The sequence below is a fragment of the Paenarthrobacter sp. NPDC089675 genome (genome assembly GCF_044749185.1).
In the GTDB taxonomy this organism is placed as follows: Bacteria; Actinomycetota; Actinomycetes; order Actinomycetales; family Micrococcaceae; genus Arthrobacter.
Genome location: NZ_JBIVHM010000006.1, coordinates 211645 through 223803 on the forward strand (window position 1 = coordinate 211645; position 12159 = coordinate 223803).

Annotated in this window: 9 protein-coding genes; 2 read left to right on the forward strand and 7 right to left on the reverse strand. The window is 62.6% G+C overall.

The features are described 5' to 3' along the window. The first annotated feature begins 92 nt into the window (after positions 1-92). Positions 93-2123, forward strand: coding sequence for a DUF6807 family protein (locus tag ACIPY2_RS14730; RefSeq protein ID WP_400267131.1), 2031 nt, complete (start codon positions 93-95; stop codon positions 2121-2123). A gap of 43 nt (positions 2124-2166) precedes the next feature. Here ACIPY2_RS14730 and ACIPY2_RS14735 read toward each other — a convergent pair whose 3' ends face one another. From ACIPY2_RS14735 to ACIPY2_RS14755, 5 genes are read right to left on the reverse strand one after another with little or no spacing between them, the layout of a single operon-like run. Further along, a complete protein-coding gene (locus tag ACIPY2_RS14735) occupies positions 2167-3462 on the reverse strand; it encodes an MFS transporter (protein WP_400267132.1) in 1296 nt (431 codons plus the stop codon). Between the two features lie 19 nt (positions 3463-3481). Then, positions 3482-4123 (reverse strand): Poxvirus protein I5, encoded by a 642-nt coding sequence (locus tag ACIPY2_RS14740; RefSeq protein WP_400267133.1) that lies wholly within the window; start codon positions 4121-4123, stop codon positions 3482-3484. 13 nt (positions 4124-4136) lie between these two features. Next, positions 4137-5057, reverse strand: coding sequence for a carbohydrate ABC transporter permease (locus ACIPY2_RS14745; protein WP_400267134.1), 921 nt, complete (start codon positions 5055-5057; stop codon positions 4137-4139). Further along, positions 5054-6007 (reverse strand): carbohydrate ABC transporter permease, encoded by a 954-nt coding sequence (locus ACIPY2_RS14750; RefSeq protein ID WP_400267135.1) that lies wholly within the window; start codon positions 6005-6007, stop codon positions 5054-5056. The genes ACIPY2_RS14745 and ACIPY2_RS14750 overlap by 4 nt, the downstream gene beginning before the upstream one ends. 32 nt (positions 6008-6039) lie before the next feature. Further along, positions 6040-7326: an ABC transporter substrate-binding protein gene (locus tag ACIPY2_RS14755; RefSeq protein WP_400267136.1), complete on the reverse strand. Its 1287-nt coding sequence runs from the start codon at positions 7324-7326 to the stop codon at positions 6040-6042. A gap of 207 nt (positions 7327-7533) precedes the next feature. Between ACIPY2_RS14755 and ACIPY2_RS14760 the strand changes: the two genes are divergently transcribed. Then, positions 7534-9561 carry a beta-galactosidase gene (locus ACIPY2_RS14760; RefSeq protein ID WP_400267137.1) on the forward strand — a complete coding sequence of 676 codons (2028 nt, stop codon included), beginning with the start codon at positions 7534-7536 and terminating at the stop codon, positions 9559-9561. Between the two features lie 130 nt (positions 9562-9691). Here the strand turns inward: ACIPY2_RS14760 and ACIPY2_RS14765 are convergent, their stop codons facing one another. Then, entirely contained in the window at positions 9692-11068 is a 1377-nt protein-coding gene (locus tag ACIPY2_RS14765; protein ID WP_400267138.1) for an ABC transporter substrate-binding protein, read from the reverse strand. 166 nt (positions 11069-11234) lie between these two features. Continuing rightward, positions 11235-12149, reverse strand: coding sequence for a carbohydrate ABC transporter permease (locus tag ACIPY2_RS14770; RefSeq protein WP_400267139.1), 915 nt, complete (start codon positions 12147-12149; stop codon positions 11235-11237). Positions 12150-12159 lie beyond the last annotated feature (10 nt).

Sequence of the window (12159 nt, forward strand, 5' to 3'; positions counted from 1 at the left end):
CGCGATTTTGCGGCAGGCGCTTTGCCCAAGCCTTTGGACACCGAACATATAGACGATGGCGTCGTTCGCTCGCGATGCCCCGGAGGAGAATCATGGACACCCCTTCCACCGAAGCGTGCCGGGACACCACACACTCCCGGACTCCGACGGCGAGAATCGCCTTGGTGGGCGTCCATGGTTTTGGCGCCCACCATCTCGACAATCTGGAACGGCTCGCTGCCGGCGGCCATGTGGAGTTGGTGGCTGTCGCCGATCCCAATCAGCCCGCGCCCGGGGCGCTCCCCGACGCCACTGCCGTGCATCCAAACCTCGAATCCCTCCTGGCCGGCAACCACCAGCCGGATGTCATCATCGTGGCCACCCCGATCCAAACCCACGCCCCCTTGGCCCTGGCTGTCCTTGCCTCGTCCGCCGATCTCTATTTGGAAAAGCCACCGGTGGCATCCATGGAGGACTTCATTCGTCTTCAACAAGCGGCACGGGAAGCCGGCCGCAGCGTCCAGGTCGGCTTCCAAAGCCTCGGATCGCACGCCCTCATCCCGCTCGCCCACCTTGCCGCCGGCAACGCTTCAGCAGAACTTCCAGCCATCGGAAGGCTCAAGAGCATCTCCGCGACGGGGCGCTGGGTGCGGGACCGCGCTTATTACAAACGCTCGCGCTGGGCCGGAAAACGCAGCATGGACGGAGTGGATGTGGTGGATGGAGTAGCCACCAACCCCCTGGCCCACGCCATTGCTACCGCCCTCTGGATCGCGGGAGCACACGAGGCAAAGGATCTGGTTTCCGTGGATGCCGACCTCTACCACGCCAACGACATCGAGGCGGACGATACCTCCGTGATCAGGATGCGCACCGTGGGCGGCATAACCATCACCTGCGCCCTCACCCTGTGCGCGGCGGAATCGGTGGAACCCTACATCACCCTGCACGGCACGGAAGGATCGGCGGTGTTCCACTACACCGAGGACCGCGTCACCGTCACCACCGGTAACGGCAAAACCACCCGGACCTTCGGGCGGGACGACCTTACCGGGAACCTTCTCGAGCATCTGGCCCACGGCACCCCGCTCCTCAGTCCTTTGGACCACAGCGGTGCCTTCATGCGCGTCCTTGAAACGATCCGGACAGCCGAGGCTCCCACGCTTATTCCGCAACCGGACGTTGAGTGGGCGGGATCCGGTGAACAGGCACATGCGGTCATTCCCGGGATCGAAGAAGCCCTGGAACGCGCCACCAAGGCGAACGCCACCTTCTCCGAGCTCGCACTCCCCTGGGCTGTTCGGGGGCCGGCAGACGCGGAGCCCCTGTTCACCACCGAGGCCGCAGCAGGGAAAGCCGCCCTCCGCCCGGGAACCTCCCTCGATGCGGGCCTGTCCCCGCGGCCCTACCTTCATCCTGTCACCACCCCGGCAGGCACCACGGTGACCGACCATCTGCCAGTCGATCACGTGTGGCACCTTGGCGCGGGATTCGCCCTCCAGGACGTCAACGGCAGCAACTTCTGGGGTGGCCGCAGCTACCGCCGTTCGGCAGGCCGGTACCTTGACCTCCCGGATCACGGCCGAATCGCCATAGGTACGGTTCGCCACGGCCAGGACCAATCGGCCCTGGACCTCGATTGGATTGGAGCCGATGGCCGGAAACTCCTGAGCGAAAAGCGCAGCTTCCGCCAGACGGCAGTTGACCACCGCACGTGGCGCCTGGACCTCAAAACCGAGCTCACCGCCGTCGTGGATTCTGCCCTGGGCAGCCCGGGTTCCCACGGCCAGGCCGGCAGCGGATACGGCGGATTCTTTTGGCGTCTGCCCGTCAACGCCTCAGCGCGGGTCTTCTCCTCCACAGCTGACGGCGAACTTGCCGTCCATGGTTCAGTTTCACCGTGGTTGGCCTGGTCAGGAAAGTTCGACGGCGGACCTGCCACACTGGTCTTCGGCGCGCCCGAGGAATCAGCGGATCCGTGGTTCGTCCGGCTGGAAGACTACCCGGCCGTGGGCTCCGCACTGGCGTGGGATGCGCCCGTGGAACTCAAAGCAGGGCGAACCCTGAGCCGCACCATCCCTGTATGGATCGCCGACGGAATCCTGACGGCCGACGAGGTTGAGGACGTAGTGTCCACACGCTGAGGGGAACCCCCGCCTACCAGTGGCGGGGGACACGCCGCCTAGCTTAGCCGGGCTGGTTGGCCCTCGCGCGTCCCGCGGACAGGTAGAGCAGCAGGCCGATCGACGCGGCTGACACCATCCCCAGGGCGCCGGTGACCACGAGTCCTGTTCGTACCCCGAAGACTTCCGTCAGCCACCCTGCCAGCAAACCGCCCAACGCGTGGCCGCCCAGGAGTAGCGGGAAATAGAGGGCAAGAACCCTGCCCCTGACATGGGCTCCGGCTTCGAGCTGCACGGCGGTTGCTGCGCTCGTGAGGAACATCAGGGTCATGAAGCCAACCACAACCAGCATCGCCACGAATGACTCTTGGGTGGGCATGACCGCCGCCAGCAGCTGGCTCAGGCCGAAAAGCCCGGCGCTCGCCACGATGCCCTTCCGGCCGAACCGCTTGAGCCGCGTGGCAAGAAGAGCGCCGGCAAGGGCACCCAGGGCGCTGACTGTATTGAAAAGGCCAAACCCGGCTGGCCCGCTGTGCCACACGCGGTCCGCGAAAGCTGCAAGCACCACGGGACCGTTCATTCCGAACGCCCCCAGCAATCCCGCCAACAGCATGGTGAGCAGCAGTGGTGGCCGGGCCCGGATAAAACGGAAACCGGCCAGGACCTGCCCCTTCCGGGCATCGGGATCCAGGCGGTCCGTAGAGTGATGCAACTCCCCCGGCCTGATGGCTGCGATCATCACCAAGACAGCCACGCACAGGACCGCGTTGGCAGCGAACGCCGCGGCCGGGCCCGCCTTGGCAATGACGACACCGGCAAGGGCGGGACCCGCCATGGCACCCAGCTGCCCGATCGCACTGTTCAGCCCGATCGCCGCCGGCAATCCCCTGTCCCCCACCACCTCATTGACAAAGACCTGGCGGGCCGGTCCATCGATTGCACTGGTGAGGCCCAAGGCGATGCAGCTGGCATAAACCACCCATAGGTCGGTGCCGCCCGTCGCGTTCCACACCGCCAATCCTGCCGCCAGGACCGCTGCAATCGACTGGCAGACCAGCAGGATCCGACGTTTGGGGAAGATATCCACCAGCACGCCGCTCAGCGGACCCACCACCAGCATCGGCAGAAACTGCAGGGCCACCGCGACTCCTACGGCAGCGGGGCTTCCGGTCAGCTGGAGGACCAACCAATCCTGCGCCAGACGCTGCATCCACACGCCGCCGCTGCTGGTCAGCGTGAGGGCCACGAAGATGCGGTAATTGTGGTGCCGGAGCGGGTAGTGCCACGCCTCCGGGTTGCTCGAGTTGCTTGGAGCAGGCTGCTCGGTTTTCGGACGCTGGGAAAACGGGCGCGGGGGCACGGGTGAGGTCAGCTCTTATCTAATGGGAACGGATCTTGATGGCGGCTGTGGCGAGAATGAGCGCGCCGGGAACTACAACGAACAGGGCCTGGAGCATCCAGACGAACACCACGGCCATGCCAAACGCGGCAAGCAACAGGAGGGAACCGGACCAGTCGCGCAAGGAATCTGCCTTGGCGTCGGCGAAGGCACGCTTCCACTGGTTACGCCCGCCGGTTTCAACCGGCGGGGTCGAGGCGTCCCACACCACGGGGCCGCTCCAGTGGGCTGTGGACCGTAGCAGGAGGACCGCCCCGGCTGCTGCGAGCACCAGAGTGGCGGGCAGGATCAGGGCCCGGCCCGGCAGTTGGCCCACCAGCGCGAGAAACAGGTTCAGGACAATCACGACGGCGGCAGCCGCCGTCGTGATTCCGTACTTCCAACTTCCCGGCAAGGCCAGGCGGAAATTGCGCCACAACGTTTTGAGGGCGTCGTCCCTGCCGCTGAGGTGCCGTTCGAGATGCGCGACGCCGGCGGCATACGCCGCCGGGGCCGTTACCAGTGGCAGGGACAACAGGAGCACGATGACGCCGGCCAGGATCGTTTCGGAGAACAGGGCAAAGCGGTTGACGGGGATGCCGGGCATTGCCGGTGACTTACCTGTGGCGTTCACGGTGCTCATTTTCTGTGGCTCCCTAGCCCTTGAGGCCTTGCGTGGAAACGCCCTCGACGATGTAGCGCTGGAAGACGAGGAAGAACACCAGGACCGGAAGCAGCGCCAGGACGGACATGGCGATCATGGCGCCGTAGTCCGAGCTCTGGGTCTGGTCCACGAACAACCGCAAGGCCAGGGGCAGCGGGTACTTCTCGGGGGTGTTGAGGTACAGCAGCGGTCCCAGGAAGTCGTTCCAGCTCCAGATGAAGGAGAAGATCGAGGTCGAAATCAGGGCGGGCTTCATGAGCGGGAGCATGATCGAGCGGAAGATCCGCACGTGTCCGGCGCCGTCGATGCGGGCCGCTTCGTCCAGTTCGGCCGGGAGGCCACGCATGAACTGGACCATGAGGAACACGAAGAACGCATCGGCGGCCAGGAACTTGCCAATCAGCAGCGGAACGTAAGTATCCACCAATCCGAGCTGCTGGAAGATGATGTACTGCGGAATGATCACCACGTGGAAAGGCAGCAGGAGGGTGGCGATCATCATGCCGAAGAACAATCCCCGGCCCGGGAAGTTGATCCTGGCGAACGCGTACGCCGAAACGCTGGCCGAGAGGATCGTGCCCACCACAGCCCCGACGGCCAGGATCAGGGAGTTGGTGAAGAACGTCAGCGTGGACACACCGCCTATGCCGTCCATGGCCGTGGCGAAATTATCGAAGCTGAAGTTGGCCGACCACAACGAGGTGTTGCCGCCGCCGATCTCCGAGTTCGGTTTGAAGGAGGAGGCCATCATCCACAGCGCCGGATAGAGCACGATTGCCACCAACACCAGGGCCACGGCGTGGAAGATGATGCTCTTGGCCTTCTTGGCGGCCCCGGATTCGGATTTGGGGTTGTAGGCGGGAGCCTTCGCCGGAGTTGGTGCGGACTGGGTTGGAGTTGCCATGGTTGTCATTTCGAATCACCGCTGTAGTGGACCCAGGACTTGGACGTCTTGAAGAAGATCAGCGTGATCACGCCGACCACAATCACCAGGAGCCAAGCCATTGCCGAGGCGTAGCCCATGCGGAAGTCGCTGAAACCACGCAAGTAAAGGTAGAGAGTGTAGAAAAGCGTTGAGCCTGCGGGACCGCCTTCGCCGTTGGAGATGATGTACGCCGAGGCGAAGATCTGGAATGCGTGGATGGTCTCCATGAGCAGGTTGAAGAAGATCACGGGGGAAAGCATGGGCCAGGTGATGTTGAAGAACTTGCGGACCGGACCGGCCCCGTCCATGGAGGCAGCCTCATACAGGTCCGCCGGGATCTGCTTCAAGCCGGCCAGGAAGATCACCATCGGTGCACCGAACTGCCACACCGTCAGCATGATCATCATGGGCATGGTCATGGATGGGTTACCAACCCAACCCCCCAGGTTGATGCCAAAGAACGAGAGCCCTTGGTCTACGGGACCGGAATCACCGAACATGGCCTTCCAGACAATGGCGATGGAAACACTCGCGCCGATGAGAGAGGGTGCATAGAAAGCCGAGCGGTAGAAACCTTGCCCCTTGCGCTTGCTGTTCAGCAACATGGCAACCGCCAAGGCAGCGGCCAGCTTCAGCGGGGTACCAAAGGCCACGTAGCTCAGCGTCACACCCACGGACTGCAGGAACCGCTCGTCCTGGAAAAGGGTGGCGTAGTTGTCCAGGCCGATCCACTTGGGCGCCTCGAACAGGTTGTAGTTGGTGAAGGACAGGTACAGGGAAGAAATCATCGGTCCCACGGTCAGGGCGATGAATCCCACCAGCCAGGGCAAAAGGAACGTGTAGCCGGCGCGCGCATCCGCACCCCGCCGCCGCGATTTGGGCAGCTGCGGAGCGGCGGACGTTTGGGGACGCCTGCCCAGGGTTGGGCTTTGAGTCACGAGATCAGTCCGTCGCTTCAGGAAAGCCTGTTTCAGGCGTTCTGCTTGATAAGGTCTTCGGCTTCCTTGAACCAGGCGTCGGCCGCACTGTCCACGGTCTGCTTGCCGTAGTTCAGTTCCGAGCTGATGCGTTTGAAGGATGCCTCAAGGGTTCCGAAGCCCACGATGGGCGGCTCAGGCGCGTCCTTGAGGTACTTCTCGATCGACTTTTCGTAGTCCACCACGAGCTTGTCGGTGCCTTCAAAGGTGGTGCCGTCGCGCTGGGTCTTCGACGCCGGAACGCCTCGGGAGGTTTTGAAGATCTGGCCTACCTCGGGATCGTTGACCATGAAGTCGATGAAGCGGGCTGCTGCATCCTTGTACTTGGTCTTGGCGCTGGCAACCATCAGCATCGAGGGCTTGAGGAACAGCCCCAGGTTGTCCTGGTTGTCCGAGGGGACGGGAACCAACTTCAGTTCCTTGGCGCCGCTGTCCGCAAGGTAGCCCGCCATGAAGTTGTCCCAAGTGACCTCGGTGGCAGTGACGTTGGAGCCGAACGGGGACTTGGGCAGGAGCTGGGTGACTTTGTCCTCGCCCACCACCGCGCCGGTTCCACGAAGGTTGGCCGCCATGTTCCACCACTTCTTCAAGTCGTCCTTGGAGAAACCGAGCTTGCCTTCGTCGGTGAATGCCTTGATGTTGTTCTGGCGCAGCCAGATGTTGAAGTTCCACCACACACCGGTGTAGTCGGTCCCACCGAAGAGCGTGCCGTTGCCCTTGGCTCCCACCTCGGTGAGGAAGGCATTGAACTCCTTGTAATTCCAGCTCCCGTCCGGCTCTGCGATGCCAAGGGTCTTGAGCTTGGCGGGGTCGTAATAGACGGCGAAAGCGTTGGTGCTGGTGGGGATGCCGAACTGCTTGCCCCTGATCTGCCCGGAAGGGAGGAGCGATTTATCGAAGGCATCGGTGTTGATTTTCACGGTGCCGAGGTCCAGCAACTGGTTCCGTTGGCCGTAGTCCCGCAGGTAGGAAAGGTCCCACTGCATGACGTCCGGAAGTCCACCGCCAGCAGCTTCGGTTGCACGCTTCTGCCAGTAGCCGTTGAAGTCGGTGAAGTTTCCGTTGACCTTCACATCGGGGTTCTTGGACTCGAACAGCGCGATCGCCTTGCGGGTGCGCTCGGCACGGTCATCATTGCCCCACCACGTGTAGGTGATGGTGACCGGGTTCTGCGCCGAACCGGCCTGGCCCGAGGACGATGACTGTCCGCAGGCGGAGAGAAAAGCGGCCGACGCCGTTCCCAGCGCCACAGTGGTGAGGAAATTCCTTCTGTTGATCATGCGAGCCTCCTTGCTCAGTTGGTGCAAGTCCTTTGTGACCTCTGCGACACGCCAGTGATCTCGCTTACACTCGTTCTGAATCGATACAATATCTGCATTAGCAAATCTGGGCAAGCGTTTTCCAAGGGAGCAATTCCAAGCGTGTGGCCAGAGGGTATAGAGCGCCACCCAGTGATCCAGAGCAGCCAACCAGACATAGGAGTCCCTTTGTCCTCTACCGAAACCTCCCGCAGATCAACGGTTTGGAACAACATTCCGGGGCTCGCCTACGGTGGCGACTACAACCCCGAACAGTGGCCGGAGGACATCCGGCTAGAGGACGTCGAGCTCATGAAGGAAGCGGGCGTCAACTTCCTGAGCGTCGCGATCTTCTCTTGGGGCCTGCTGGAGCCTACCGAGGGAAGCTACGATTTCACGTGGCTGGATGACGTCCTGGACACCCTGCACGCCGCCGGCATCAAGGTGGCTTTGGCCACCGCTACGGCGTCCCCGCCGGCCTGGCTGGCACGCAAACACCCGGAGATCCTTCCCGTTACCGCGGAAGGAACAAGGCTCGAACGCGGCTCGCGAAGGCATTATTCGCCGTCGTCGTCTGTGTACCGAACGTACGCCAAAGGCATGACCCGCGCCCTCGCCGAACGGTACAAGGACCACCCCGCCCTGGCGCTTTGGCACGTTGACAACGAACTTGGCTGCCACGTCGGAGAATTCCACGGCGAAGAAGACGCCGCCGCCTTCCGCCGCTGGCTTGAGCGGAAGTACGGCTCGATCGAGACCTTGAACGAGGCCTGGGGAACCGCCTTTTGGTCCCAGCACTACGCCTCCTTCGACGAAATCATCCCACCCGGGTTGGCGCCGACCACCCTCAACCCCGGCCAGCAACTGGACTTTGCCCGCTTCAACTCCTGGGCGTTCGTGGACTACTACCGTGAACTGCTGGCTGTCATCCGCGAAGTGACACCTAATGTCCCCGCGACCACCAACTTCATGGTTTCCAGCGCCACCAAGACCCCGGACTATTTCGATTGGTCCAAGGACATGGACGTCATCGCCAACGACCACTACCTTGTAGCCGCAGATCCGGAACGTGAAATCGAACTTGCGTTCAGCGCGGACCTGACCCGCGGCGTGGCCGGCGGAGAGCCCTGGATCCTCATGGAGCATTCAACCTCGGCCGTGAACTGGCAGCCTTACAACCAACCCAAGATGCCCGGCGAAATGCTCCGGAACTCCCTGGGCCACGTGGCCCGTGGGGCGGACGCCGTCATGTTCTTCCAGTGGCGCCAGAGCAAGGCCGGATCGGAGAAGTTCCATTCGGCCATGGTTCCCCACGGCGGCAGGGACACCCAGGTTTGGCGCAATGTGGTGGAGCTTGGCGAGGCACTCCGGAAACTGGAAGCGGTCAAGGGCTCGCGCGTCGAGTCGCGCGTGGCGATCGTATTCGACTACGAAGCCTGGTGGGCCGCGGAACTGGATTCGCACCCCAGCCAAGGCGTGAAGTACCTGGACACCATGCGGGCATTCCACCGGGCACTCTATCTTCGCGGCGTGACTGCCGACTTCGTGCATCCCGGCGCGGACCTCGCCGGTTACGACCTCATCCTGGTCTGCACGCTTTACGCCGTGACAGACCAAGCTGCAGCCTCCATTGCCGCGGCTGCACACCATGGCGCCACTGTCCTGGTCAGCTATTTCAGCGGCATCGTCGACGAACACGACCACGTGCGCCTCGGCGGCTATCCAGGCGCTTTCCGTGAGCTGCTGGGGATCCGTACGGAGGAATTCCACCCGCTCTTCCCCGGCAAGTCGGTCACCCTCAGCGACGGAACAGTTGGATCAGTGTGGAGTGAAAACATGAAGGCGTTGGATTCAACCGAGGTTCTGGCCACCTTCACCGACTATCCGCTCGATGGAGTACCGGCCCTTACCCGCCGGGCAACCGGAGCCGGTTCCGCCTGGTACCTGGCCACCCTGCCGGACGCCGACGGCATCGACGCGCTCATCGCCCGGCTCTTGGAGGAGGCCAAGGTGCCATCCGTCGCAGAGGCGACATCCGGCGTCGAACTTACCCGCCGCCGTTCAGAAGACGGCCGCAGTTTCCTGTTCGCCATCAACCACGGCCGGGAGGACGTAACGGTGAAGTCCGACGGCGATGAGCTACTGAGCGGTGCGCGTTTCAGTGGCGTGGTGCCCGCCGGAGCCGTGGCAGTGATCGCGGAAGACCCACCCAAGTAAGGGACAGATAACGTCCTTCTGACCTGCCAGAAGGACGTTATCTGTCCCCCAGATGGGTGCCAGCGCACGGAAAAGTGCCCCGGGCGAATCATTCACGATCCGCCCGGGGCACTTGGGGATTCAATCGAGGCTAGGCGCCGATTGCAGACTTCATTTCGTCCACGGCCTTCTTGCCTGCTTCCTCAGTGGAGAGCCTGTTGAACAGGACCTCCGAGCTGTAACGCTTGACGATTTCCTGGATGGCACCGGCACCCTTCGGTGGAGCAGCGGGAGCTTCACCGAGTTCCGGCTGGATCTCGCTGATGAAGTTGACCACCTTAGTATCTGCCGGGGCGAGCTTGGTCTGGATCGCTTCACGGACATCGGAGTTCGGGTAGACGCCGCGGTCAGCCAGGAGGATTTCGCCGGCCTTGACGTTGTTGGTCAGGAAGTTGATGAACTTCGCGGTCTCTTCCGGGTGCTTGGTGCGCGAAGATGCGGACCAGAACTGCGAGGCCTTGTACCAAAGCTTGGTGTCCGAGGCTTTACCGGTCTTGGAGGGGAACCGGAGGATCTGCAGTTCGCCGCCGGCCGCCTTTTCGAGTGCGGGCAACTGGTTGGACCACCAGAAAGCCATCCCGTTCTTGCCGGTCGCCAAACCGCTTTGGTCGAGGGGTGCCGCTTCGGCTTCGACAATTTCGGAAGCCGACGGGACGGCCTTCTTTTCGCTCAATTCCTTCAGGAAGTCCCAGTATCCGGCGATGTCCGAGGGCTCGAAGCCCAGCTTGCCGTCCTGGGTATACAGCGACTTTCCGTTCTGGCGCAACCAGACACCGAGCGAAGCCTCGTCGGTGCCGTAGGCGGCGGCGCCGTACGTGCCTTTGGGGGACTTCTCGGTGACCTCGGCGGCGATGCGCTCAAAGTCTTCCCACGTCCAGGTCTTGTCATCCGGGAGAGCAACGCCTGCCGCCTTGAAGACTGCGGGGTTGGCCAAAATGGTGGCTGCGTTGATGCCCGCGGCGATGCCGGTGAGACCCTTGGGACCCTTGCCCGCGTTCAACGCAGCTTCGTCCAGCTTGGAGGTATCGATCTGGTACTTGGACAGGTCAAGCAGCGCGCCGCGGCTGGAGTACTCCGTGATGTACTTCTCGTCCATCTGGATGATGTCCGGCGCATCGTTTGCTGCGACCTGCGTTGCGAGCTTGTCCCAGTACCCGGACCAGTCGCCATACTCGGCCTTGATGGTGATGTTGGGATTCTCCGCTTCGAAGGCTTTGATGGCCTCCTGCGTCAGTTGTGCGCGCTTGTCGCCACCCCACCAGGAGAAGCGGAGTTCCACTTTGCCATCGGCACTCTTGGCTTCGGATCCTCCCCCGCAGGCGCTGAGGGCGAGGACTGCTGCAGCGGTTGCTGCGATGATGGCCGAGGCGCGAAGCCTGCGCTTGGACCGCTTGGCCTTGGGTTCCAACGCACGCGCCTCCGACGCAACTGCGGGGGCGACTGCTTCACCCTTGGGAAATACCGGCACTTTAGTCTCCGATCTTCGTTGATCTCAATGCGAGTGAGAAAGCGTTTTCTCATTGAATTTATGATACAAGTCGCTATCTTGTGTGACAAGCATCAGTTTTGTCTGGGTGGGGGGAAAGGGGCCGGCGGCGGCCGACCCCTTTCTCATCGGCGGGGCGCCTTGTGGCCTATTTGATCCCCGTGGTCGCGATGCCCTTGATGAGGAAACGCTGGCCGAACAGGAAGACCAGGAATACCGGGAACAGGGACACAATGGACATGGCGAACAACGACCCCCAACTGGTGGCCGACTGGGAGTCGACAAAGGCCCGGAGGGCGACCGGGACGGTGAACATGTCAGGGTCTGTCAGATAGATCAGTGCGCCGAAGAAGTCGTTCCAGGTCCAGATGAACGTGAAGATCGTGGTGGTGGCCAGGGCGGGGACCATGAGGGGCAGGATGACCCGCAGGAAGATGCGGGGGTGGCCTGCGCCGTCGATGCGCGCGGCTTCGTCGAGTTCCTTCGGTATACCGCGGATGAACTGGACCATGAGGAAGACGAAGAACGCGTCCGTTGCCAGCAGTTTGGGCACAATGAGGGGCCAGAAGGTGTTCACCCAGCCGATCTGCGAGAACAGGATGTACTGCGGCACGATCACCACATGGAAGGGAAGCATGATGGTCAGCAGCATGATGCCAAAAAACAGCTTCTTGCCGGAGAACTGGAGCCTGGCGAAGGCATAGGCGGCCATGGAGCACGAGATCAGGTTGCCCAGGATGGAACCGAGGACCACGATCGCGGAGTTGATCATGTAATGCCCGAACGGGTGGGTCAACGCCGACCAGCCATCGGTGTAGTTGCTCATTTCCAGGTTCTGCAGCCAAAGTCCAGGCTCACGGAAGATGAGGTCGTTCGGGCGGAGCGAGGAAACAACCATCCACAGCAGCGGGTAGATCATGACCCCGCCCACCAGGATCAGGATGGCGTGCTTGATGAGTCCTTTGACGCGGGCGCTGCGGCTGAAGGCCAGTGTTCCCCGCGATTCGCGGCGGCGGGGGCTCTTGTCCGACGTCTCGGGAGTGGAACCTGCGGCAGGTGGCATGGTCTGAGTT